The organism is Alteromonas sp. H39 (assembly GCF_047556435.1).
Taxonomy (GTDB): Bacteria; Pseudomonadota; Gammaproteobacteria; order Enterobacterales; family Alteromonadaceae; genus Alteromonas.
The window spans coordinates 2,204,460-2,229,671 of record NZ_CP180210.1 but is presented as its reverse complement, the minus strand read 5'-3'; the positions used below and the strand labels follow the sequence as shown (position 1 = coordinate 2,229,671).

At 45.5% G+C, this 25,212-nt stretch carries 24 protein-coding genes; 15 read left to right on the top strand and 9 right to left on the bottom strand.

All coding sequences use genetic code 11. The features are described 5' to 3' along the window. Positions 1-168: 168 nt before the first annotated feature. Positions 169-1,110, bottom strand: a complete 942-nt coding sequence (locus ACLBLI_RS09910) for a site-specific integrase (RefSeq protein WP_053909437.1) — start codon at positions 1,108-1,110, stop codon at positions 169-171. 161 nt (positions 1,111-1,271) lie between these two features. On the opposite strand from ACLBLI_RS09910, the gene ACLBLI_RS09905 reads away from it, so the two are divergent. Continuing rightward, a complete protein-coding gene (locus ACLBLI_RS09905) occupies positions 1,272-2,312 on the top strand; it encodes a DNA-binding protein (protein WP_170145478.1) in 1,041 nt (346 codons plus the stop codon). Between the two features lie 364 nt (positions 2,313-2,676). Then, positions 2,677-2,835 (top strand): hypothetical protein, encoded by a 159-nt coding sequence (locus ACLBLI_RS09900; protein ID WP_170145479.1) that lies wholly within the window; start codon positions 2,677-2,679, stop codon positions 2,833-2,835. A 155-nt stretch (positions 2,836-2,990) separates the two neighbouring features. Here the strand turns inward: ACLBLI_RS09900 and ACLBLI_RS09895 are convergent, their stop codons facing one another. Further along, a complete protein-coding gene (locus tag ACLBLI_RS09895) occupies positions 2,991-4,316 on the bottom strand; it encodes an APC family permease (RefSeq protein WP_117316661.1) in 1,326 nt (441 codons plus the stop codon). 790 nt (positions 4,317-5,106) lie between these two features. On the opposite strand from ACLBLI_RS09895, the gene ACLBLI_RS09890 reads away from it, so the two are divergent. The 4 genes from ACLBLI_RS09890 to ACLBLI_RS09875 all read left to right on the top strand — a co-directional run bounded on the left by ACLBLI_RS09890 (position 5,107) and on the right by ACLBLI_RS09875 (position 7,936). Then, complete coding sequence (locus tag ACLBLI_RS09890; RefSeq protein WP_117316663.1) at positions 5,107-5,598, top strand: DUF411 domain-containing protein; 492 nt, start codon at positions 5,107-5,109, stop codon at positions 5,596-5,598. Positions 5,599-5,701: 103 nt separating this feature from the next. Continuing rightward, positions 5,702-6,175, top strand: a complete 474-nt coding sequence (locus tag ACLBLI_RS09885) for a YybH family protein (RefSeq protein ID WP_117316665.1) — start codon at positions 5,702-5,704, stop codon at positions 6,173-6,175. Beyond that, positions 6,162-6,860: a heparan-alpha-glucosaminide N-acetyltransferase gene (locus ACLBLI_RS09880; protein ID WP_232366493.1), complete on the top strand. Its 699-nt coding sequence runs from the start codon at positions 6,162-6,164 to the stop codon at positions 6,858-6,860. The genes ACLBLI_RS09885 and ACLBLI_RS09880 overlap by 14 nt, the downstream gene beginning before the upstream one ends. A 239-nt stretch (positions 6,861-7,099) precedes the next feature. Continuing rightward, positions 7,100-7,936, top strand: coding sequence for a formyltransferase family protein (locus ACLBLI_RS09875; protein WP_117316667.1), 837 nt, complete (start codon positions 7,100-7,102; stop codon positions 7,934-7,936). A 301-nt stretch (positions 7,937-8,237) separates the two neighbouring features. Here ACLBLI_RS09875 and ACLBLI_RS09870 read toward each other — a convergent pair whose 3' ends face one another. Beyond that, positions 8,238-8,987, bottom strand: a complete 750-nt coding sequence (locus tag ACLBLI_RS09870; protein WP_176582452.1) for a copper resistance protein B — start codon at positions 8,985-8,987, stop codon at positions 8,238-8,240. A 9-nt stretch (positions 8,988-8,996) separates the two neighbouring features. Further along, positions 8,997-10,811: a copper resistance system multicopper oxidase gene (locus ACLBLI_RS09865; protein WP_117316669.1), complete on the bottom strand. Its 1,815-nt coding sequence runs from the start codon at positions 10,809-10,811 to the stop codon at positions 8,997-8,999. A gap of 935 nt (positions 10,812-11,746) precedes the next feature. Here ACLBLI_RS09865 and ACLBLI_RS09860 point away from each other — a divergent pair. From ACLBLI_RS09860 to ACLBLI_RS09850, 3 genes are read left to right on the top strand one after another with little or no spacing between them, the layout of a single operon-like run. Continuing rightward, the gene (locus ACLBLI_RS09860) at positions 11,747-12,100 is read left to right on the top strand and encodes a copper resistance protein CopC (RefSeq protein ID WP_168534016.1); all 354 of its coding nucleotides are present in this window, start codon (positions 11,747-11,749) and stop codon (positions 12,098-12,100) included. 9 nt (positions 12,101-12,109) lie between these two features. Continuing rightward, the gene (locus tag ACLBLI_RS09855; protein WP_117316679.1) at positions 12,110-12,991 is read left to right on the top strand and encodes a copper resistance D family protein; all 882 of its coding nucleotides are present in this window, start codon (positions 12,110-12,112) and stop codon (positions 12,989-12,991) included. A 10-nt stretch (positions 12,992-13,001) separates the two neighbouring features. Next, complete coding sequence (locus ACLBLI_RS09850) at positions 13,002-13,463, top strand: YybH family protein (RefSeq protein ID WP_117316682.1); 462 nt, start codon at positions 13,002-13,004, stop codon at positions 13,461-13,463. 82 nt (positions 13,464-13,545) lie between these two features. Here ACLBLI_RS09850 and ACLBLI_RS09845 read toward each other — a convergent pair whose 3' ends face one another. Both ACLBLI_RS09845 and ACLBLI_RS09840 read right to left on the bottom strand, forming a co-directional pair. Further along, a complete protein-coding gene (locus ACLBLI_RS09845) occupies positions 13,546-14,277 on the bottom strand; it encodes a MauE/DoxX family redox-associated membrane protein (protein ID WP_117316683.1) in 732 nt (243 codons plus the stop codon). A gap of 1 nt (position 14,278) precedes the next feature. Beyond that, positions 14,279-14,800, bottom strand: a complete 522-nt coding sequence (locus ACLBLI_RS09840; RefSeq protein ID WP_117316685.1) for a DUF305 domain-containing protein — start codon at positions 14,798-14,800, stop codon at positions 14,279-14,281. A 109-nt stretch (positions 14,801-14,909) separates the two neighbouring features. Here ACLBLI_RS09840 and ACLBLI_RS09835 point away from each other — a divergent pair, with 109 nt between their 5' ends. Further along, complete coding sequence (locus ACLBLI_RS09835; protein ID WP_117316687.1) at positions 14,910-15,332, top strand: ion channel; 423 nt, start codon at positions 14,910-14,912, stop codon at positions 15,330-15,332. A gap of 210 nt (positions 15,333-15,542) precedes the next feature. On the opposite strand, the gene ACLBLI_RS09830 is transcribed toward ACLBLI_RS09835, so the two are convergent. From ACLBLI_RS09830 to ACLBLI_RS09820, 3 genes are all read right to left on the bottom strand, one after another. Further along, a complete protein-coding gene (locus ACLBLI_RS09830; protein WP_117316690.1) occupies positions 15,543-15,839 on the bottom strand; it encodes a PadR family transcriptional regulator in 297 nt (98 codons plus the stop codon). Positions 15,840-15,919: 80 nt separating this feature from the next. Continuing rightward, positions 15,920-16,420, bottom strand: a complete 501-nt coding sequence (locus tag ACLBLI_RS09825) for a DoxX family protein (protein WP_117316692.1) — start codon at positions 16,418-16,420, stop codon at positions 15,920-15,922. A 74-nt stretch (positions 16,421-16,494) separates the two neighbouring features. Next, positions 16,495-17,673 carry an APC family permease gene (locus ACLBLI_RS09820; RefSeq protein ID WP_170145481.1) on the bottom strand — a complete coding sequence of 393 codons (1,179 nt, stop codon included), beginning with the start codon at positions 17,671-17,673 and terminating at the stop codon, positions 16,495-16,497. 405 nt (positions 17,674-18,078) lie between these two features. Between ACLBLI_RS09820 and ACLBLI_RS09815 the strand changes: the two genes are divergently transcribed. The 5 genes from ACLBLI_RS09815 (at position 18,079) to ACLBLI_RS09795 (ending at position 25,042) form a co-directional block, all read left to right on the top strand. Then, on the top strand, positions 18,079-18,687 hold the full coding sequence (locus ACLBLI_RS09815) for a hypothetical protein (protein WP_414827461.1): 609 nt from the start codon (positions 18,079-18,081) through the stop codon (positions 18,685-18,687). Positions 18,688-18,807: 120 nt separating this feature from the next. Then, entirely contained in the window at positions 18,808-19,173 is a 366-nt protein-coding gene (locus ACLBLI_RS09810; protein ID WP_106646697.1) for a hypothetical protein, read from the top strand. Between the two features lie 98 nt (positions 19,174-19,271). After that, the gene (locus tag ACLBLI_RS09805; RefSeq protein WP_045980007.1) at positions 19,272-20,504 is read left to right on the top strand and encodes a TolC family protein; all 1,233 of its coding nucleotides are present in this window, start codon (positions 19,272-19,274) and stop codon (positions 20,502-20,504) included. 52 nt (positions 20,505-20,556) lie between these two features. Beyond that, positions 20,557-21,831, top strand: coding sequence for an efflux RND transporter periplasmic adaptor subunit (locus tag ACLBLI_RS09800; protein ID WP_414830864.1), 1,275 nt, complete (start codon positions 20,557-20,559; stop codon positions 21,829-21,831). A gap of 16 nt (positions 21,832-21,847) precedes the next feature. Then, positions 21,848-25,042: an efflux RND transporter permease subunit gene (locus tag ACLBLI_RS09795; protein ID WP_018624877.1), complete on the top strand. Its 3,195-nt coding sequence runs from the start codon at positions 21,848-21,850 to the stop codon at positions 25,040-25,042. Positions 25,043-25,212: the final 170 nt, after the last annotated feature.

Below are 25,212 nucleotides of genomic sequence, written 5' to 3'. Positions count from 1 at the left end.
AAAATGTTCGACTGTTTAGCTCAGCCACAATCACCTTGCAGTTTATCTAAAGTAATTTTAGTGCTGAGAAGTTTATTAAACTTGCGCAAGACGTTTAGTGTCCAAGTTCAATCTATACTGAATTCATGCTTAAAACTCATGATGAAGTGGCCCAGTCACTGTACTGCATTATTTTAGCTGTTCAATAAAGTGTTGCTGAATCTTATGCGATGAACCAATGTAACGAAGCGCCGTTTTTGGATCTTTCCAACCTACATATTCCATAAGCTCTTTAAGGCTCCAGCCATTACTGTCGGCCCAGGATGCGAACCCCCGTCGTAACGAATGACTACTAAAGGCATCAGGGTGTAATAGTCCAGCACCACTTGCACACTCTCGAACAATATTAATGATTGTATTGGATGTCATGCTCTTATGATTAAAATGTCCCCAGCGGTCGATCCCTACAAATAGCGGTCCTTTGCTTAATTCAGCGGCCGTAACCCAGTCCTGATAAGCAGTGACAGGGCAGAGTTTTTGCAAAGCTGGAACTTTATAGGTCACCCCTTTATTATCCCTATCGCCTTTCGTAGTAGGAAAATACAGTGACATTCCCTTGTTGGGGATCATGGTCACGTACTCAACATGGATATTAGTGAGCTCATCTGCTCGAAAAGCACGCCAGAACCCGAGTAGCAGAATGGCTTTATTTCGAATGAGTCTCAAGCCTTTCCTATAATCCTTTGACTCCTTTATCGACTCCTCAAGCCACTGAATAATGATTTTCAATTCTTCTAATTGGAGAGGCCGAGCCTGCTTGGTTTGGTATGCATGCGTTGCTCGGATACCTTTCATTACTTTTTTTACTAATGGTGCTTTCGTAGGATCTGGAAAACCGTATTCATGATGCCATTTTGCAAGTACGGCCAACCGGTGTGCTAAGGTGCTTGAAGTCAGCTTATCAGCGTAGTGACTGAGATACTGTGCAATCGCAGTTGGAGTGGCAGGTAAGAGTCCCCCCCAGTGACGCTCATAGTGTTCAATGGCGGTACGGTAACTGCGTACCGTATTTTCGCGAGTGGCTGCGTTGACGTAAAAACTCACTAAATCAATATTTTTAGAATCGGGCATATATGCGTGTTATGTACGACTTTATCTCATCATATCGTCCAAAAATGTCTATCACAATAGATAATCTACTATTATATCATCTTAATTAATGGCCTTATTGCGCGTTTCTCAAAACGTACTATTATGTGTATATACATATTATGTAATACGGTATGAAATGCATGGCTAGAACCGGAATATCCAAAAAGCAAGTACAGGCCGCTAAGGCAGCACTGAAAGCGCGGCAGCAGGCTGTAACCATTGATGCGGTGCGCGCAGAGCTGGGTAATACCGGTTCAAAGACGACCATCAGCCGCTACCTGAATGAACTAGACCAAAACCACCAGGTGAAGATGGATAATCTGGACGCTCTGTCTGCCGAGCTGGGCCAGTTGATTGGTCAGGTTGCCAACCGCCTGCAAGAAGAAGCGAAAGAGCGTATCGAACAGAATGAGGCACGCTATCAAAATGAGCGAGAGCAATGGCAGACCCAGAAACAGGAGCTGGAGGACGCGCTCGCCAGCGCTCAGGCGCAAAGCGCGTCGCTTATCGCGCAAGTCAATGAGCTGGAGAGTATCGGGGCGTCACTCCGTGAAGAAAGAGAGCAACTGAGGATCTCGCTGGGTCAGGCTACCGAAAAAGAATCAGGGTTGCATCAGCGTCTAAGCGAACGGCAAGCTCATATTGCCTCGCTAGAGCAAAAGCATACCCATGCCCGGGAAGCGCTGGAACATTTCAGAGCAGCAACGAAAACACAGCGCGAACAAGATCTGCAACGTCACGAGCATCAGGTGCAACTGGTGCAGGCTGAATTGCGCAAGGCGCAGCAGCAGGTTGCTGTTGTTCAGGAAAGCCTCGATAAGGCAATGCATAACCACGCTTCGCTAGAAGCCAGGTTGCAGGTGACACATGAGCAGTTGTCCAGCGCCCGTCAAAATCTTGAAAAGGAGCAGCAGCATGCCGCTCAGCTCAAGAGTGAGTTAACAGTGATACAAGGTAATTTGAAACAAAAAGAGGTGGTGGTGATAGCACAAAGCGAAAAGCTTGCTGGATATAAGCGTCAAGTTTTGACGCAACAAGCAGAAATGGAACAATTACGTCACAGTAATATTCAACTGAGTACAGCATTGAAAGCAAAAGAGACATTTGTTGAGCAGTTACTGCAAATAAAAAGCCTAACCCAGCTCACTGCTGTTCAGACTGATCGCGATGAAGGGGGATGAACAGGCCATTTAGAGAGTTGATTGGGGTAAACTGTAACACGACGTAGACTAATTCATCTTAAGCGAAGCCAAGAGCTTGCCGAAGCTCTCCAAATAATATTTTCATACTGACAGCGCCTCTTGTTTTCCACAACAGATGATGTGTGGCACACACAGACTGGAAAGGCATGGCAAATGCGAAGTTGGTGTAATAATAGGGGGAAATCAGTGTGTGTTGTTAGCCAGTAAGTTGGGATGGTTTATTGCCAATAATGTATGATATACAACTTCAGGACGCATGGTTTTGTAAATACTTCGCTCTAAAAATCTTAACTTCGGAACAGTATTTGCGTATTAATGTTTTTAACCAACCAGTGAGGCACCTATGATCACTAGTAATCCAGAAACCTTGCAGCCCGCTGCGCAATTACTCGACCAACCCAGTACAGAGAAATCGGGCTGTAGCCAGTCTTCTGAGTCAAAGCAGCAGGGACAAGAGTTTGCTGAAATACTGGATACAATAAAGCAACAAAAAAGCGGCTAAAGGATGCCGCGAGAAGAAATAACCGGCGCGCTAATGCCGGTTATTCCCCTTACTGCCCGATGACAGCAGGGCACACTGTTTCGACCGTTATTCAGCCCGCTTCTACGGTTGTATTTTCCAGTGGGCGTGATTCGTATACTGCACAGTGACTCACATCAGTTATAATTTTTGTCATCTTCTTCATACGCGTGTAGCTTTAGAAACCACTTCTCAGCCGCAAATACAATAAGAACTCCGGCCACAGAAACCCAAACAATGAAGATATCTGACTTTGCTTTCACCCACAAAAACGCCAAAAGGACAACGAAATCGAGAATAATCGCGCTTACTAGGATCCAGGCTTTAGCGTGTACGTCTTCTCGCAAATGCTTAAACACGCCCCAATGGATGAAAATATCCATTACGATGTAAAAAACTACACCGATCGAGGCTATACGGCTTAAATCAAAGAATATGGTCAGAATGATCGCGATTACCAACGTATAAATTAAGGAATGTCTTCTTAAATCTCCTGGTAACGAAAAGTGACGATGAGGCACAAGTTGCATTGATGTAAGCATCGATAGCATGCGAGAAACTGCAAATATGCTGGCAACGACACCGGAAGAGGTGGCAATAATCGCAAAGGCTATAGTAAACCATGCGCCATACTGGCCGAAGGCAGGTCGTGATGCCTCAGCTAAAGAGTAGTCTTTAGCCTGTATTATTTCGTCAATTGACAGGTTTGCTCCTACTGCGACCGCCACAAAAACATAAAGTACCACACAGATCGAAATAGAAATGATGATGGCCCTTCCTACATTTTTTTCCGGTTGTTTTAGCTCTCCGCCGCTGTTTGTGATTGTTGTGAAGCCTTTGTAGCCCAAAATACCCAGTGCTACTGCCCCCAGAAATCCGGTTGCGCTGGTTTCCTGGGGGTGTGCTGAAACACTCTCAAACGACAAACCAGTTGCCCACAGCCCGCCTATTGCCAAAATCGCCAGCCCGGCTATTTTGATAAAAGCCATAATAAACGAAAGCGTCTGAATGAATTGATTGCTGAGAATATTGACAATGAACGCAACAATAAGAAGACTTACCCCAAGTGCTGGAATGAGCCACTCAGCGCCCTGGGTGTCGAACAGCTGTAGAACATAAGTGCCAAAAGTACGGGCAACAAGACTTTCATTGATAACCATGGAAAAAAACATCAGCAATGCGCAGGCTCCGGTCATCAGGCCTCTGCCATAAGCTTTTTTTAAGAACATGGCGATACCCCCTGCGGAAGGGTATTTCTGCGCCATTTTGACGTAACTGTATGAGCTAAACCCTGCAATTATTGCCGCTACCAGGAACGCAAAAGGAAACCATGTGCCAGCCAGCTCAGCAATTTGACCGGTTAAGGCAAATATACCTGCGCCAATCATCACACCGGTTCCCATTGACACTGCGCCCCAAAGACTTAACGAATCTTTACTGTTTGAATGCTCGTGATCATTCATCGTCAATCATCCTCTTTCGCTAATTGGGTAAAGTTTTCTGGTATGGAATTGGATTGTTCGTTTTGTTTAGACTATTTAGCATTCCACATATCACACCTGAACGAGTTGTCTTGTTTTACCTTTAAAGTTTTTCCACTGAAAATAGATCAAAACGCAAGAGATGTGTCGCAACGATCAAACTCAGGGCAGCGCTCATCTTTTAAATATCAAAACTATCAAACAAATTAATGATAAGGCCAGTGGTTCGTCAACTAACAGAGAGATTTGAGTGTTTAATGTTGTACATATCTTTATAATTTGCTACCTTGCTGGGGTGATGAAACATATTATTAGCAGAGTTACTGTGTTAATTTTCTGTGTGGTTGCGCTTATGGCTCAATCACTCGTGGTTGCGTCTCCGCAATGTGAAATGGATAGTCATCACAATGTCATGGCAAGTTCTGCCCAATCGACAGCCCATTCTTTTTCGGGCGAAATCGTTGATTCAGTTCATCACTTTCACTCGAATGACTCCGGTCAACACTGCCCCGATGAATGCAACTGTCTTGTGACGGTCTGTCATCAAGTTTCTGTTATTGTTCCGGTTCTATTTCTGGCATCTGCTCACACGCCTGATGGCAAAATTCAAATGACTGACCAACCCAGCTTCGAAGTAATGTCGAAACCCTACCTACGCCCTCCAAAACTTTCCTAAGCTATTGTTAGTGCGCATCGAAAGCGCATAGTCTTATTCTGTCAAAATTAAATGGGGGCCTTTGCGCACCATGAACTGCATTCCCGGGGGGAAACAATGAAATACAAAATTACTAAAAAGTCAGCATTTTTGTCTGCGTTAATTTTTGCAACTGCGCATTTTTCGTTGAGTGCGGTAGCACAGGATCTTTATCAATTAACTGTTCACAAAACCTCGTCTTGCGGGTGTTGTAAAAAATGGGTAAGTCACATAGAGGAAGCTGGAATTGAGACAAAAATCATAAACCATGAACACTTAACTTCAGTTAAGGCTCAATATTCAATCGAGCCTCGTTATCAATCTTGCCATACAGCGGTAGATCAGCATGGTGTTGTATTTGAAGGTCACATCCCTGCTAAATTTATTCGACAATTTCAGGCTAATCCTTTGCCAAACGTGGTGGGATTAAGTGTACCTGCCATGCCGCTAGGAAGTCCTGGAATGGAATTTAATGATCGCTTTCAACCCTACGAAATACTCCTGTTAATGAATGATGGGTCAAGTAAGGTTTATAAGAAAGTGAGTACGTACGAGGAACAGTTTAATTAACTTTGTCCAAGCGGATGTAGGACAAATTGAAAAAATATTTATCAAAACACAAAGAAGTTTGGAAAATTGTCCTATTCATTGGGCCCACTAAAGGAAAACAAAAATGTTTAAAAAAATAACAACAATTTTACTTTTAACAATGTCTTTTTTTGGAATTGCGCATGAAGAAGCCCATCATAGCAATGAAGCTCAGATTAAGCACATCATCAGCCAGATAGATTATGGCTGGGAAAATGGCGATGGAAAACCGTTTAGAAAGCATTTCCTTGATTTTAAAGGCGCACGTTATATTGAGTCGGGGGGGCAAAATGTGGGCTTGGATGATCTCGTTGAGCATCATGTGGAGCCTGAAAAAGATGCGCTGGCGTTTCTGGATATTGATTACAATAACATCGACGTTCACATTGAAGGCGACTTTGCCTGGGCATTAGCAGACACAGTGGTTAAGGGAGAGGTCAGAAAATCAGGCAAAAAGTTTGATAAAACCGGTTTTCAGACCTTCTTGTTTAAAAGGGTCGACGATGAATGGAAAGTGATCCATACCCATTCCTCGAGCCGAAATCGTGCCAAGAAATAAAACGTTAGATTTTATGAGGGCTGCCGCCATTGTGATGATGGTGGCGTTTCATATCATCTTTGACCTCACATTTTTTGGCTACATTAATACCGAAATACCTACAGGTAGCGGTTGGCGAGAATGGCGAGCGTTGATAGTAAGTTTATTTTTATTGTCAGTTGGCGCATCGCTCGTGTTCTCTTTTTCAGACAAACTAGCGATAAAAAAATACCTGAACCGTCTTCTCTTACTGAGTATTGCATCGTTAGTAGTTACGATGAGTTCACTTATCATGACGCCAGAAAGCTGGATTTATTTTGGTGTTTTGCACTTTATTACTGTTGCGACGTTAATATTAACCTGGGTACGGCGGTGTCCCAATCTGTGTGTTATAAGCGGTATTATTGTTCTTGTGGCATTTTTTGGAGAGTTTGTCCCTTTAAATTGGTCGTTTTCGCTTTTTAAAGAACATCTACCTAGTTATACTCAGGACCTTGTTTCCCCCTTTCCTTGGCTGGCGTTACCCCTGTTCGGTATATGGTTGGCGCATCAATCCTGGTTCAGGCAGGATCCGCTCAGAAGAATTAAGTTACCGGATGTTATGGCGTGGAGCAGCCGACATTCTTTATTAATCTATTTGTTACACCAGCCTATATTGTTTGCCTCGCTTTATCTTCTAGGTCTAATTATTCACCTAAGTGAATAACTAACTGTGACAGGAAAATTACGTAGCGACAGTTCAACCCTGCTCACTGAATTAAGTGGTAGCATCACATATATTGATGAGGTGATAAGTGAGAATACAAAACGATAATTCAATTCGGGGTTTAAACAATGGGGCGAACCTTGTGCTCGAACAAGGGAATGGTCATTACCGACATGTTTATTCCATAATGCATCAGCTTTAATGTCTTTGCAGTTAGCATGTGAGAGAGTCTGTCAAATATGAAGATCATTTATTTTGGAAGTGATTTGTTTTCGAACTGTTTATCACTTTTAATCAGAAAAAGAATAAGTATTGAAGTCGTTTTTATTAATGACTTACAAGGTAACGCGAACTTCATTAAGAAAATTTCAGATGAGAATAACATAAAGTGGCGTTCAGACCGACCGGTAAAAGAGATTCTTAATCAATATATAAGTATTGATACAACTATTTTTATCGTAGCTGATTATGGTTATATATTACCAAAGACAGATGTACAATATGCCGTCAATATTCACCCATCATTATTACCCAAAGGAAAGGGACCCACGCCTTTGACATATTTGATTGATAACCCAGAATATGCAGGCGTTACCATACACAAACTCACCGAGACTCCAGACGATGGAGATATTCTTGTTCAAGAGAAATTTGATATTGATCATAACGAAACTATTTCATCTTTAATGGTAAAGTCTCAGTTGCTCGCAGAGTCACTGCTTGAGAAGCTGCTGAATGATTTTAATGAAATTTATGACAAGGCGATACCACAAGTAAAAGCCCTGTCGTCTTATCAGGCAATCCCTTCAACAGAGCGAAGGTTCGTTACTTGGAGTGAAAGCACGACCCGTTTCAGGCAAGCGCTTCGTCAGTATGGGCATTTTGGTATCCTCGTCGAGTTAGATAAGCAGCTTTATATTACCAGTGAAGCAGAGGTAACAGACTTCGACCATAGCTTCCTTCCCGGTAGAGTGATTTTTGAGGATTTTTCGATTATTAGCATCGCAATCAGTGGTGGTTTTGTTATTTTTACTAAGCGAAGTTTGATGCTAATAAATCCGACGTCGAATAGATAATAGTAAGTCTCACAAATATTTACCCTTAACCTATCCTCCTTTTTTAAAATCTATCTCAGTTAAAGAGAAGATGGGATGATATATCATTAGTATGCCCTTCAATATACTGATACGATAATATTTCAAACGTTAAGAGTTAGTTGAAAATAATGCATATTTAATATGCAGCTCATACTGCACATCTTCGCTAGTGAAGTACAAATAATGCGTAATAACCATAATGAATGAACGCTGCTGGCTCTCCCGTAGTAGACAGAGAAAATAGCCGAAATATGTTTTCGGCTATTTTTTATGCGTGGTGTTAGAACCAGATCCTAGCCCCTACTACTACGCCAGTTTCACTGGTTGACTCGCCGTCTGCTTTTAACGCATCAGCTGTATTCCCTAAGGCTTTGCTGTAATAAACGCCAACATAGGGCGCTATCTCCCTCACTATCTCATGGCGGTATCGCAAACCGATACGAATGTTACTCAGCCCGCTTTGACGGTTATATTTTTCCGAATCGGTGAGGTTAGCTACTACTTCCAGGCGCGGTTGCAGATAGGAAACCTGACTTAACTGCCAGTCGTATTCTGTTTCATTGATGAACTGCATGTCACCGTCTTCGTTGATACGAAGTGAGTTTTCCATTTCAAACCAATAGGGGGCGAGTCCCTGGTAACTGATCACCGCATAATTTTCCATGTCTGCATCTGACGACATTTCGCCTTTCGTACCAACGCCGACCTGCACAGACCAGAAAGCAGAAACGAGGTACCCGTAAAGTACCTCGGCGCGTTCAAGATCCGTGGGCATGCCGTCGTTTTGGGTATTTTCACCTTCGCTTTTAAACACTAAGCGATGATAATCACCGCCATACCAGGCCTGCATATCCCACACAGCCCGATTTTGTTGTTCATCAGTTCGCGTATACTCGAGTCGGTCAAACAGTACCTGACCAAAGTTCTCATTCGGAATAGGAGACGGCCAGTTATCTTTTGACTGCGCCATTACCATATTATTGAAGCCTAGAGCAAAGGCGATGAGCCCTGTTGACAATATCTTGTTCATCTTCATCTCCTATGCAACCTGAACAACACGAAACATGCCCGCTTCCATGTGGTAAAGCAGGTGACAATGAAAAGCCCACTCTCCGGGTGCATCTGCGCTAATCTGCAACGATACTTTCTCACCGGGTTTGAGGCTGATGGTATGCTTCCTCGGTCTTGGATACTGGCCATTTTCCAGTTCCATCCACATACCATGTAAATGAATGGGATGGTCCATCATGGTGTCGTTAACCAGAACTAGACGAAGCCGCTCTCCAAAATTAAAACGGACATACCCATCTACTTCGCGGAACTTCTTGCCGTCGAACGACCACATGTATCTTTCCATGTTTCCTGTTAAATGAAGCTCGACTTGACGCTCTGGCTCTCGCTCATCAGGCCATGCATGTTCGCCTATTAGGTCAGCGTAAACCAATACGCGATGTGGACTGTCTTCCAACCCAATGCCCGGCTCGTCTAAACGCGGCCGTGGATTTTGTGCGATCATAGCGGCGCCTTGACCATGCCCGTCTTCACTATGAACAATGTCTATCTTTTCTACGGGCAGCACCCGTGAAGACTTCATATCCCCCTGCATCATGTTGCTATGCATTGTATGTTCGCCATGCTGTGCCATTTTCTTCATATCCATCTCTGAAGAAGTCATCCCTTCTTTCATGCTTTCTGATTTTTGCATGTTCATTCCGTCCATCCCTGACATGTCCATGCCCATGGCTGCCATGCCGCGCTCCGTGATGGTTCGTTGTGGTGGAATCGCTGCGGTCATACCTATCGATGGGGTGAGCGTACCGCGGGCATAGCCGCTTCTGTCAAAACTCTCAGCAAAAAAGGTATAAGCCTTTCGTTCTTTTGGTTGGACAATGACATCGTAAGTTTCAGCTACTGCAATTCGGAACTCATCTACATTGACCGGCTTAACGGGCTGACCGTCAGCAGCAACAACCGTCATCTCTAATCCCGGAATACGAAAATCAAAGTAGGTCATAGCAGAACCGTTGATGATGCGTAAACGCACTTTCTCACCCACATTAAACAGCGCCTGCCAGTCATCCTCTGGGGTGCGGCCATTCATCAGGTAGGTGTAAGTGCTGCCTGTGACATCTGCGATGTCACGAGGGCTCATGCGCATTGCGCCCCACATGGCGCGTTCCTTCCATGTTTCGCTAAGACCTTTTTTTTCAACATCTTCCAATGTGTCGAAGATAGTTCGCTTTTGGTAATTGTAATAACCCTCAGCCACTTTCAGCTTTCTCATCACGTCGTGAGGGTCAGCAAAGGTCCAGTCACTTAGGATGATAGTGTGTTCCCGATCTGCGCCGATGTCCCCGTCGGCAGGCTCAACGATGAGTGGGCCAAGATGCCCGCGTTGCTCCTGAAGACCGGAGTGGCTGTGATACCAATATGTTCCGTTTTGCACTACATCAAACGCATAATTGAATGTCTGACCTGGCTTTATCCCAGCAAACGAAACGCCTGGTACTCCATCCATCCCAGCGGGCAAAATAATGCCGTGCCAGTGAATAGACGTATCTTGTTCAAGTCGGTTGGTAACATTCAGTTGAGCACGCTGACCTTCTTTTAGCCTTATCAGGGGCCCCGGCATCTGGCCGTTGATGGTAATAGGCAGGCCAGTTTTTGAGCCTATTGCTAAATTGGCCTCAGAAATCGTCAGATTTTTAATGTCATCAGTCAGCACCTGATCTTTAAAGTGACGACCAGCGGGCGCGGCCCAAAGCGGACTGACCTTAGTCAGGGCCGCCGCTGCGCTCGCAGTCATAGCGCCAAGAACGAATCTGCGACGACCATCATTAAATGAATTACGCATAAAGTTAGCCTTTAAATATGATTGTATTCAGGCAGAAAAACTTCAACCTGGGAAAATATCTTGTTGGGGTATTCGAAAGTCAGGCTATGGGTGGTCGATATGGGGGGGAATAAATACCTACAGGAACGGCAAGGCTAATAAAATCATATTGCTCAGCATAGTTGAGCGCTAAATGGCTGTGAGAGAAACAAGCCAACGTCGATACATGATTGCAATTCGCCATTGTGCAGAAGCAACCGTCCTCGCAACAATCTGAGCCGTCTTTATGAGATCCGTGCTTTTGCCCGTCTTTGACCGACAGCGGATTGTAGGCGAGCTGGCCGACATGCCTTTCAATAGCGCTAACATTCGGCATTAAGGTGTCTACCGATGCGTTCTGTTTACTCGATTCTACATCGCACGCACTGACCGGCAGCGCAAACGCGACCAGAAATATTACAACCCCGATGAAAAGTATCCTAACACTCATGGCTCAGAGACCTGCGGCTGCATCTTCGTAGCTTTTCAATTGAAGATGTATTAAAAATAGAGAGGCGTATTTTCTGCTTTCAACACTTACATGAATTTTAATAAAAATACGAGAAACCATCTGAAAAGATCTCAGGCAACCTATCTTGCCTCTCAGATCCTACACGAAATGCATATCAAAAACATCTTGTGCATTCGTACCATGTTCAAGAACAAGTTATATCTTTTAATCTTTCCTCGATGCAAGTTTCAAGAAGATGGGCTGACTGGCGAAAACAAGTCAGCGATACATACAAACCAGGAAGAGTTTTTTTTAAATACTTACATTAGTCAAATTTTAAGTTAAAAGGTGAGGATAGTAAGATAAGCATAGAAAAGTATTGTTGTACGCGAGCGAACAGTCGCACATAATGTGCATGTGGAAAGAGTCACTTGCAAGAAAAATAAACAGACAGAAGGTTACTATTATGCAACTAATTTATAAAATTGGTCTAATTCTGATGCTTACGTTTAGCGCCGGAGCATTTGCCCACGGTAATGTAGAGCTTGAAAGCAGTTCTCCGTCAGATAATGCGATGTTAATGAACGCCCCAGAGTCACTGACGTTGACCTATTCCAAGCCACTACGGCTAATGAAGGTCAGTCTAAAGGGAAATGAGACCGGTGATATCGACTTTGATTTCACGCCTACATCAGAGCAGCAGGCAACATATAGTTGGCAATTACCTGCCTTAAAAGCGGATAGCTATACTGTCGAATGGATAGCAATGGGCGGGGATGGCCATAAAATGAAGTCGACGTTCTCTTTCATGGTTCACTAAGTAAAAGTCATGGAATTAATTCTTTGGAATGCAACGATTGTTTTGTCTAAAGCCATATTCTATGTGGGCTTTGCTAGCCTTGTCGGTTGTGCTTTTTTGATGCGTCAGCCAGCCCCAAAAGATGATTTTTACAAAGATCTTCTATGCCAGATTGTTCCCGTAATGGTTGTCTCTTGCATAGCATCTGCGGTGTGGTTTATTGCTAAAACGGGCGCATTTTCTGAAAGTGGTCTGCAAGGTGCATTTGACCCTATGATGCTTGAGGTAATGTGGGCGTCACCTGTGGGCGATGTCGCTCTGGTCAGGATGCTTATGTCCGGCCTGGCGATTCCTGCACTGCTTTTGATTTTCGCTAAGCGTGTCCACGTTATTGCAATAAGAGCGATACTGACTGTGTTGATAGTTTATGGCCTATACAGTTTTACGCTTATTGGACACATTGCAGAAAAAGGGCTCGTCGACAAACTCATATTGGCATCGCACATAGCTGTCATGGGGTGGTGGTTTGGCGCGCTCTTACCGCTGAGGCTTGTATGTCTGCGCTTCTCGGTAGAGGATACGCAAAAAGTTATGACTGACTTTGGCAGAATTGCAGGTTACCTTGTGACCACACTGATCCTCCTCGGTATATACATGGCGATTACCATATTTACCTCTCTGGATGATCTGGTTCAATCAGAATATGGGCTTACCTTTCTGAGCAAGTTGCTGGTTGTTGGCTTATTGCTATTAATTGCCGCAAGACACCGATTTATTCTGGTGCCCGCTATGCAGAACACTGGCGATGTTGCGCAACTGAAACGCTCTATAAATATTGAAATAGTGTTAGCCTGCGTGCTTCTGTTAATCACCTCGGTATTAACCAGTGTGGTTGGCCCCGAGTTTAGTTAGGAAAATCATAATGCGAAAACTGTTGGTGACAGTCATACTTGCTGCCGTCTCATCTTCCTTGTTCGCTCATAGCGACAAAACCCAGAAACACCCGCCTACACTATCTGGCAGTGAGACCGCGCCGGGACAGGTGGTCCTGTCTTTTCATGAGGCGTTGCGGGAGCAAAATGAAATCGCTGCAAAATCGCTGCTTTCAAAGAATGTCACGATTGTTGAAGGTGGCGGTATCGAACGCAGCGCTCAGGAATATGCGTCTCATCACATGTTATCTGATATGAAATTTGTCAGTACATTATCTTCAGAGCTTTTGGAGCATCGGGTGACAGAGTATCGCGATTCCGCGACCTCACTCTTGATTTCCGTCAATACCACTGAAGCCGGTAAAACATACCGCTCGTTCGAAACCGCAATTCTGACCAAACGTGACGGAGAATGGAAAATAGCCCACTTGCACTGGTCAACGGCAAAGTGAGTGAGTAACTGTCTTGGGCCGCCGCTCTTTCTGGCAGGCCCTGAGCGTGAATTGTCAGGGGCTCGTAGAAAGAGCCCACCGTTTACATCAACCACATAATTAATGCACCCGCGATCATAAATAAGTTTTCAGATAGCGAAACAAATCCAAGTGGCACATTACTGTCACCCCCTACACAAGCACATTTAAGTTCCCGTTTATCAATGTAAACCGCTTTGAAAACGGATATGGCCCCAACCGTCCCGATGAAGAGTGAAAATGGAGCAACAGCAAGGGCTGGCAGCTGCGCAACCATGCCAATTCCTGCGTAAGCTTCGATAAAAGGATAAATATAGCCATAACGCAACCACTTCATCGCCAATAGATCATAGGTGATAAACGAGTTAGTAAAGCTGTACAAATCTTTGAGCTTTTGTACTGCAAGAAGCGTCATGGAAAAGGCAATAAATAACATCAGAGTTCTTACCGAGATGAAATCACCTGAGACTACATACTGAAATGCCAGAGACAGCAGGGCCGCTACAGAAAAAATAGTAATGACAGGCGTGTAGGTTGTCCCTGTCTGACCTGCCTTGTCTTTGCCGAAATAATCCCTGAGATCATCGTACCCCCCAATACGCTCATCATTTATAAACGTTTGGGGCGTAGTCTCGACCCCATGCTTTTCCTTAAATTTATCGGTCTCTTCACGAGAAGTTAGGTGATGGTCTTCGATTGAAAACCCTTCACGCTCCAGCAAATCTTTCGATCTTAAACCGTAAGGGCAAATATGTTCGTCAGTAACCATTCGATACAGGATAGCTGTCTTACTCATTTTACTCTCCTTTATTCAGTTTGCCCTCAAACTCTGGGAGTGGACGTCGCTCGGTCTGGACCTGAGATGTGGCCTTGCCATTTTTAGAAATATCATTGATCAGCCATTCCATCTCTTTAATTTCTTTTCGTTGCGCTTTGATAATCCCATCTGCCAGTTCACGCACCCGCACATCCTCGATATTGGAGCGCTCGCTGGTAAGAATGGCAATGGAATGGTGAGGGATCATCGCTTTCATATAGGCAGTGTCAGATACGGTACTTTGAGAACGCACAAGATAAACGCAAGCGACGAAGATCACTGCTGCCATCAGAAAAATAGTCACGTTAAGCTTTTTATTATTGTACATACCCAGCATAAACGCCAACATGATGATTGCCATGCCCGCTCCCATATACAATGCCATATAAGTTCGCGTTTCACTGAACCATACATGCGATATTGCGTACGTGTTCAGGTACATCATGATAAACATCGCGGCAGTCGATGTTACAATCATTGCAGCAAATTTTGAGTATTTCATATGTAATCCTTACTTAAGAAAAGACTATTTGTGTAATATTCTCTCGCCAAGAGGGAATAAATGAACAAATATACGTGAGTTCAAGATTCGTACCACTGGAGGAATAGCTATGCTTTTTGCAATAATTATCAGCGCGATAGCGCTGTTATTAAGCGTGGCTTTACACCTTTTTAATATATCGGTGGTTGCTGACAAATTTGTCGGAAAACTGAGTAAAGTTTGGACAAAAACACAGGCCGTGGTATTCATTGCTATTTGCAGCCAGCTTTTACTTGCTGTCATTTTTGCATTGGCCTATGCAACAGGGCTGACCCTGGAATTGGGAGGTTTTAAACAGCCTGCTGCAGCTGTCGATATTTTCTATTTTTCTTTGACAACAATCACTACGCTTGGCCTTGGCAGTATTGAGCCAACCGGACATCTTAGAATGCTAGCCGGGGTAGAATCAGCTACGGGTTTTCTTTTGATAAGCTGCTCGGCCTCGAAAGTATTCATGACCATGAGCGGCACCTGTGAAAAACCGGCTACCTGAAAATGGGAGGGATCTCGCTGTCTCGACACGAACAAAATCGATTCATTTTTTTCTCATCTGTCTGCTTAAAAGCGTTTTGAGAGTGACAACTTAATCAAGCTTTGCCATAGTCAGTGGTACTGTACATAATTCCTCGTCTTTTGTCAGAATAGTCCAGTCACCACACCACATTATGTAATTAAAACCGTTGAGCGTTCCGTTGCTGGTAGCTTACAACAACTCGCCTATCAATTCCTTTAATTTAATCTTCGCTTCATTCAGCGCGTTTAGCCCTTCCATTGTACAGCGATAATACTTTCTAGTTTTGCCATTTACCTCTTTCGTCGAACAGGTGAGCCAACCGTATTTTTCAAGCTTATGCAGCATTGGGTACAAGGTACCAGGACTAATTTGATAGCCATGATGGCGAAGCTCTTCAATCATTCCCATGCCAAAAATAGGCTCCTGTGCTGCATGATGTAAAATATGAAGGCGAATAAATCCGGTATATAAGTCTCTATGTTCCATTTGACGCCCCTTTAATGAGCAAATCCTGCCGGGTAACAATAAGTTGGCTGGGTTTATGTTATGCTCCTGCGCAACCTGCTTTAATCGGCCAAACGACTATACTTTCTACGCGTTAACCATGCATCAACGGACCACCGCCCTGCGCCAGCAATCAGAAGATAAATCGATCCCATTAACATTGCCCAGTCGGTGCGAGATGCATGAGCCATACTCCAAAAGCCGTAACGATCCAACTCTCGCACATTGAATATCCACCAATCTTCCCCAAGCCAGATCGGCACTTTCGTTGAAATTAGTGCAACAATCATGATGCCCGTCAGCGGGATAGCGTTGACTCTGGTGGCGAAACCAAGCAGAATGAATAACCCACATATCAGCTCGACCCATCCCACGAAAGGTCCCATTAGCTCAGGCCATGGAATGCCAATATCTGCAAAGCGACCCGAGCCTAGAATTTCAGGAAAGATTAGCTTCTGAATACCTTCGGGTAAAAAAACACAGCCAACTGCCAGACGAATAAATAAATTGGTGGGTGAGTCAGACGTCGTTATAGTTTGCTTCCAACCATGTGTGTCACTCATTGATCCTTATATTGTCAATTATTTAATATGGCTTAACGCGGTTAGGCGACGTTTACAAATTGACTGGGAGCGGACTACGCAATGACGTAAGAAAGAGTTGCTAGCGCTATCAGTCCAAAGCAACTCAGTAAGCCAAATACAGACACCCATTTGGGTATAAAACGATCAGAGAGTGGTACATTAAGTGCTGCAATATTGGTGATTCCGTAATAAAGTAACACGGTAAAAGCGCTTAGTGTCCAGGCTGATTCAATACCACCAAGCAAAGCAATAGCCGACATTATCGCAAATGTCATCCATGTCGCTGCTGGAGCCGATTTGCTGTCACTGCTCACATTCGCCAGCTTGGCAGGTAAATCACCACGACGAGCCATAGCAAGAATGACACGAGAAACGCCTAACACTAAATTAAGCACGACGCCGCTCATGGCAATTACACCGCCAATTACTACAAGCCTGCTCCAGTTATGATTAGAGATCAGGGTCGCAATATTAAATTTGCTTTGTTCGAACGATTTAATACCTCCCAAATGCAAAATCGTATAGCCCACCGCGATATAAATAGTGCTGATAACTGCAAGCGTAATGATAACTGCTCTGGGTATATTTTGTCGGGGCTCACGTATTTCCTCTCCCATTGTTGCAATTCTTCCGTACCCGGTGAAAGCGACAAACGTTAGTGCCGCGGCGTGAAACAATGATAAAGATGAAGAGTCGGCAGTGTCTGTTCTAGAAATAGCATTACTGGTTAAGCCAATTCCAATGAAGGTAAGTAAGCCCAGCAGGCTTATTAGAACCAGCAATGCGTTGAGCCAATTTGTGCGGCGAATACCCGATAACACCAGCACGGTAAACATAAGCAGCAGACTGACAGCAATATACTCGACAACTTGTGCAGATATGTTGAAAGTAAGACTAATATACCAGGCGACAGCCAGCGCCGCTGTTGCCGCAGAGGCGCTTTTGGCAGCAACAAAAAGACAACCGGCAACCCGACCACTTAGCGGGCTCAAAAATCGGTAGCCATATTCATAGGTTCCGCCGCTCACAGGGTGTGCCGCGGCTAACTGAGCGGATGAAAGGCCGTTCATTAGGGCAGTAATAGCAGCTATCAAAATGGCAAAAACAAGGTTATCTCCGGCAATGTCAGCACTCAAACCAATGCTGACATAGGCACCAGTACCAAGAATCGAACCTAGTCCGATAACAAGTGCACCAAGCAATCCTGTTCCCCTAACTAATTTGTTAGACACGCCACTCACTCCTCGTCTCATTTAAATTTGTATGTAGAAAACTATACAATCCACACCTTTCAGTTTTATCACTGCAAAACTGCACGAAGATTACACATACGACATCTTCCCGCTTATTATTTCAGCAGTGGATAGGGCTTTAATTGTAAGCAGGGCGCGAGCTGAAAGGTGCCAGTCCAACCCTTACAAAGTAGAGTTCATTGCTGCATAACACTATCATTAACGAATACCGTTATCGGATTTCGATAATAATTGAATTGGTGGAAGTTAGATGCAATGAAGAGATGTTTCTGATTTTCTAATTAGTAACAGCTGGAGATAATTAATTTTTGTAATGCAGTTAAACGCCAGGGAATGGGGTGATTAAATCATTACCTTATATTATTCAATAACCTAATGGGGCATTTGAAATTTTTCAATCAAATCCCTGCCAACCCTCACATTCACTCACTACAGGCGAAGCTCAATACTGCCAGCCGTGAGAGTGAGCAACTGAACACTGAGTTGCAAGGTATTCAAAGTGACTTGAAAGAACTTACAGCTGTTTGTGGACAAAAAGATGAACGAATTATCGATCTGGAGAAGAGTCTGCAACACAGTTATGACAACTTGAGCCACTTCCGCGAATCCGCTAAAGAACAGCGTGATCAACAAGAGCGCAAGCACGCTGAAGAAGTGTCGGGATTGCGAGCAGAGCAGCGAAAGCTGGGGCAAACCATTGCCTCTCAACAGTCAGAACTCACGCAGTTGAACCGTCAGAACGCTGAGCTAATCACCGAAAAGCGGTTGTTGGCCAAGTCACAGCGCGAACTTCAAAACTCATTAAAAGCGTTAACTGAACAGGTGCAGTCAGCCAGTACTGACAGAGAGGAGCTACTAGCGCAACTTGATGCTATAACCAAAGAAAACAATGAGCTAAACACTTCCGTTGTTCAGCTAGAGCATGAGGTTGAGGAATTGAAATCGCCCGAGAAACTCGCAAAAAAACAGGAAGTAGCCAAGTCTAAAAGCTAGCCTTTAAGCACAAAGCTGTGTAATAGTTGGTTAGTATCCACTTATCTTTTGTGAACTAACTGATAATCTGCTAGTCTACTGCCCTGCATTTATGAGAACGAGTAGAGACTCTTTTTTACCGTGAACCGTCAACTTTTAACTTTCGCTCTAGCCATATTGATTGCCCTGCAATCGGTAGTTGCTGTGGCGGACGTTCATCAGTTTCATCAATCCGGTTCTGAGCATCTTACTTTTGATCACGAGCATCAAAAAGCTCACTCTTCTCCAATACCAGATGATGACAAGCGTTGGTTAGAATCAGAAAAGAGCAAAAGCTACCAGCTTGATTGCCACCATTGTTGTCACTGTCATGGCTCATCACACCCTTTCTTTCTGGGTCGCCAAGATATCTCTGCTTCTCTTTATCAAAAGGGTGCTATTTTAGGCAACCCTTCCCATTACCGTTCCCATATAGCCTTCCCTGATAATCCCCCTCCGATCAGTTAAATACAGTACAAATAAACTTTTATTCTGAGGTATAGCGTTGTGCAAATGCCAACCCAGCTGTACCTGATGTACTTTGATTTTAATTGTGAGGAAATTTCATGAAGAAACTATCCGTTTCTTATGCGATGTGTGCCGTTATTTATTTGCTGTCGGCTTCGGCGCAAGCGCAACCCGTTGATTGGGAGCGCTGGCTGGCATCACAGATAAAGCAGCACCCAGACATCATCGCGGCCCGCGAGCAACTGCAAGGCTCGGAAGCTACTGCGGACGCAGCGGAACAGCCACTTTACAACCCGGAGTTATCTTCTGAGCTGGAACAGGTTGGTGAAGAAAATAACTACCGTGTAGGTGTTTCTCAAACGGTTGACTGGTGGGATAGACGAGGTGCTAAACAGCAGCAAGCGGCTTTTATCCGACAAGCAGCCAAAGCCCAGTATCAGCAACAGGTTATGAGTAAGACTGCTGAGGCTCTATCAGCATTGGTTGAGTGGCGTGCCAGTAATGAAGCCGCCATTATTGCTCAGGCACAAAAAGAGCAGCTTAATGCATTATTGCAAGTGGCTGAAAAGCGCCAAAAAGCAGGGGATATAGGCACTATTGATGCTGAACTCACCTTTCTATCTTTATCAAAACAGCTGGCACAGGTCGCTGAGCTTGAAGTCGCTTTGCAAAAAGCAGAAAGCAGAGTGCGCGAACTTTTGCCACAGTGGACTCCTGAAAAAGGAGGCATTCCCGAAGATTTCTGGCCTTCGGAGCCAGTGTCCATTACTGACCAGGAGTTGTTACAACATCCCTATGTTGCCAGCGCTCAGGCTCGCTGGAAGTCCATCAAGGAAGAGGCCGTAGCAACCCGCCGCGCAGCCAAAGCAGAGCCGACCTTTGGAGTCAATGCTGGTCGCGACGGTGGAGAAAATACTGTCGGCCTGACCTTCTCGATTCCTTTGAATGTACGTAATGACTACAGTGCCGAAACTCGTGTGGCTAATCGTGCAGCACTAGAAGCAGAGGCCCGATTCTTGGCCGTTTATCGCAATCTACGGTTTGACTGGCAGGCTGCACAAGCTGCCTGGAAACGTTATGACGAGCAATACCGACGCTGGCTCGAGCTAGCTCGTGGCAGAGTTGAAAATAGTGCTGACTTGTTGGAACGCCAGTGGCGAAGCGGCGACCTATCAACAACTGACTACCTGCTCGCTCTCAACCAGCGTTCGGAGAGCCTGCTGGCAGGAATCTCACTCGAAAAGCACACACAACTTGCGTTAACCGAAGTGTTGCTGCACTCCGGCCAGCTCAGAGCTGTTGCACCAACTGCGACTAAGCCACTGAATTAAAGATAGGATAATGAACATGAATAGATTATTGATAGCGATGCTAAGCGCCGCAATGACTGCACCAAGCATAGGGCTTGCAGAAACGATGAGTGGTGAGGCGCACGAACATGATAAGAGCAAGCCTGCTCAAGAGGTTATTGAGCATAAGGATGATGCGTCTCACAAGGAGCACCCATCAAATGCCACGGATGAACATGAGCGTCATGGTGATACAAAACATGGGTCTAGCGATAGTTCCCACAATGAAAGTCATGATGATGCGGGACACAGCGAAAGTAATACTGAAGAAGATGGACATGGGCATCAAGAAGAAGCTTCTGCCACTACGGCACTAAATGCTACTCAAATGACGATTGCTGATATCCAGGTTGCTCCTCTCACTGCCGAGCGCGTTGATTATGAGTTCTACGCACCAGGGGAAGTTCTTTCTAATGGATACACTAGCTACATAGTGTCACCGCGAGTAGCTTCCGTTGTATTACGTCGTCACGTAGCATTGGGCGCTCATGTCGAACAAGGTCAGCCACTGGTAACCCTGTTCAGTGAGGATGTGGCGCAGGCCCAGGCAGACTATCGCACCGCTTGGCCTGAATGGGAAAGAGTCCGCAAGCTCGGTCGCAAAACCGTTGGAGAGCAGCGTTATATCCAGGCCAAAACCAGCTGGGAGGCTGCTCGGGCAACGTTGCAGGCCTATGGGTTAGCTGAGTCAGATTTGCAGTCTCTGGCATCGCAAGATATTAAGGCATTGGGCGAATATACCCTACGTGCCGAAACCGATGGTTCTGTGTTATCTGACGACTTCGAGCAGGGGCAGCGCGTCGAAGCTGGTTCTCCTCTGATCAAGCTGGCCAATGAGAAGCAGCTCTGGGTCGAAGCACACCTTCCAGCAGATCAGTCTATATCACTTCCGCTCGGTACATTGGCTGACATTGTGGCTGGTGATATCCGAATTCAAGGCAAGGTATCCCAAGAAGCACATACCATAAACCCCGTTACACGAACCCGAACAGTGCGCTTATTGGTGGACAACCTGGAGCATAGGCTGCATCCGGGACAGTTTGCAGAGGTCTTCTTCCGTTTTCGTACAGAAGAGCCGGTATTGGCTGTGCCAGAGTCAGCACTGATGCGAAATCCCGATGGAGACTGGGCAATTTTTGTAGAAGAGAGTCCAGGGCAGTTTCGCTCTCAAGAAGTTGAACTAAAGCGAGCACTAGGTTCGTTGCGTGAAATTAACGGCATTGTTCCCGGAACACGTATTGTTACCGACGGTGCCTTTTTTGTTGCTTCACAAATCGCCAAAGGCGGTTTTGATCCGCATAACCACTAAGCATTAAGGAGACTCTATGTTTAATCGAATTGTCGATTGGGCGGTCACTAACCGTTTGCTGGTGGCGATTGCGCTCATTACACTAACGGTCAGCGCCTTTTTTATTATTCCAAGGCTGAATCTTGATGCATTTCCGGATGTTACCAACGTTCAGGTCTCGGTCAATACTGAAGCTCCTGGCTTGGCTGCTGAGGAAGTCGAGCAGCTGATAACCTATCCGATTGAAGCTGTCATGTACGCTCTGCCTGATGTAGAAGAAGTAAGGTCTATTTCAAAGACTGGCTTGTCTGGCGTTACTGTTGTGTTTAAGGAAGGCACTGATATTTACTTTGCCCGGCAACTGGTATTCGAGCGACTTCAGGCTGCCAAAGAGCTGATTCCAGAGGGCGTTGGTACACCCGAAATGGGGCCAAACACTTCTGGGCTGGGGCAAGTCTATCAGTATTTACTGGTTGCCGAACCCGGTTCGGGTTTCGATGCCATGGAGCTACGCAGCTTAAATGACTGGGTGGTCAAGTTGTTGCTTATCCCGGCCGAAGGCGTGACTGATGTGCTGTCTTTCGGCGGTGAGGTGCGTCAGTATCAGGTCGATCTGAATCCGTCAAAGCTGTTATCTTACGATCTGACCCAGGACGATATCATGGCGGCTCTGGAGCGTAACAACACCAATGTTGGCGGCTGGTATATGAACCGTGGTCAGGAGCAATTGGTGATCCGAGGTACCGGCTGGCTCGATCATGGCAAGCAAGGGCTGGAGCAGATCCGTCAAGTTCCCCTGAAAACGGTGGATGGCACCACTATCACCGTATCGGATGTAGCCAAAGTGAATCTGGGTAGCGAAATCCGCCAGGGCGCAGTGACCATGACACGCCGAACTTCGGATGGGAAAGTTGAGACACTAGGCGAAGTCGTCTCAGGCATTGTATTAAAACGTTTAGGCGCCAATACCAAAAGCACCATTGATGGGGTTAATGCCCGTATCGAGCGTATTAATCAGGCGTTACCGGAAGGAGTTAAGTTCGAGGCTTACTATGATCAGGCCGATCTGGTGACGCAAGCGGTTGATACCGTTGTCAATGCTCTGTTACTGGCGTTTGTCTTCATTGTGGTCATTTTGGCGCTGTTCCTAATGAATTTGCGTGCTACCTTACTGGTACTGATCTCAATTCCAATTTCCATCGGTATTGCTTTGATGGTGATGGCGTGGTTTGGTCTTTCGGCAAACTTAATGTCTCTAGGCGGTATTGCCGTGGCCATTGGCATGCTCGTGGATGGCTCTGTAGTGATGGTCGAAAACATGTTCAAACATTTGACCCATCCCGATGCCACCCATGACAAAGATAGACAGACAATGGTTCAGGATGATCCAGATCCTGTTGATGCAGCTCATGATAGCCATGGGATTGCTTTACGCTTGCAAGAAGCTGGCAGAGAGGTAGCAAGACCTATATTTTTTGCGACAGCAATTATTTTAGTTGTCTTCATGCCGCTATTCAGTTTCGAAGGGGTCGAAGCCAAACTGTTCCAGCCGATGGCTATCAGTATCATGCTGTCTATGCTGTCCGCGCTGGTTGTAGCTTTAATCATAGTCCCAGCATTAGCCACCTACCTGTTTCGCAAAGGGATACGCCCGCGGGAGAGTTTCGTCTTGAAACCACTTGATAAACTCTACCGCAAGGGTTTGTCGTGGGCTATGAGCCACAGTAAGGTCGTCGTTGGTATTGCTGTAACGCTCGTGGTTGCGGCAGCTTTAGTAATACCGCGTCTGGGTACCGAGTTTGTGCCTGAACTCGAAGAAGGAACGGTCAACCTCCGGGTAACTCTCGCTCCGTCCTCCAGCCTGGATACTGCGCTTGAAGTCGCTCCAAAACTCGAAGCAATGCTGATGGAATTCCCGGAAGTCACCTATGCGTTATCACGCATTGGACGTGCCGAAATTGGCGGTGATCCAGAGCCAGTGAATAACATTGAGATCTATATTGGTCTTAAGCCAGTGCCAGAATGGACCAGCGCCGATAATCGTTATGAACTTCAATCCCTGATGGAGCAAAAGCTGGAACAACATCCCGGATTGCTGTTCAATTTTTCACAACCAATTGCCACCCGTGTGGATGAGCTGTTATCGGGGGTTAAAGCGCAACTAGCGATAAAACTCTTTGGTAAAGATCTTGATGTGCTGGCTGAAAAAGGGCAGGCAATTGAGGCAGTGGTCAAAAAGATCGACGGTACGCGTGATGTTGCCATGGAGCAAATTGTCGGTGAAGCTCAATTGGTCGTAAAGCCCAATCGCCGCGCATTGTCTCGTTATGGACTCGACGTAGCGGATGTCATGGAAGTGGTTCGAAATGGGCTTGGCGGTGCCAGCGCTGGACAAATCATCAATGGTAACGAACGTTATGATATCTATGTTCGGTTGGATGAACGTTTTCGCCAAGATCGCGAAACTATTGCTGACCTTCGTTTGCAGGCACCTTCAGGAGCCTGGGTTCGCCTTGGTGATGTAGCCTCTGTAAATATTGCTTCCGGCCCGCCGCAGGTTCGCCGCGATGATGTTCAGCGCAGAGTAGTCGTTCAGGCCAATGTGCAAGGGCGTGATATGGGCAGTGTGGTAGCAGATATTCGCGCAGCGATTGCTGAACAAGTTGATTTGCCAACGGGTTACTCCGTGGATATAGGTGGACAATTCGAAAATCAACAGCGAGCACAAAAGCGTCTGTCGCTGGTCGTGCCATTATCGCTGGCGCTTATTGCCTTGTTGCTTTACTTTGCCTTTGCTTCGGTTGGTCAGGCTATGCTGATCCTGGTAAATGTACCTCTAGCCGTTATTGGTGGGGTGTTCTCACTCTGGCTGTCAGGGCAGTATTTATCAGTGCCCAGCTCGGTCGGATTTATTACCCTGTTTGGCGTCGCGGTACTTAACGGTGTAGTGATGGTTGAAAGTATCAATCAGCGTATCAAGGATGGCCTACCTGTCAGTGAAGCCGCTTTTGATGGTGCCGTATCCAGGCTTAGACCGGTATTGATGACAGCAGTGACATCTGCGTTAGGTTTAATACCGATGTTGCTATCAAATGGCGTTGGCGCAGAGATACAAAAACCGCTTGCCAGTGTTATCGTAGGCGGGCTGATAACAGCCACATTTTTAACACTGTTTGTGTTGCCCGTTCTGTTTGCCTGGTTTTCAAAAGGTAAGTTGAAGGAGAAACACTAACTAGCAATCTGCCGGCTCTATTTTGGAGTCGGCAATACTTTATAATAGCAAGATGGTTTGAACCAACACCCCATTAATGCTGAAAGCTCGCCCATTTTCGTATCGAGGACTCTCCGCTTTAGACTATAGTGATCGGGGAGGGGGAAAGCCAATATCAAAAAATGCAAGGT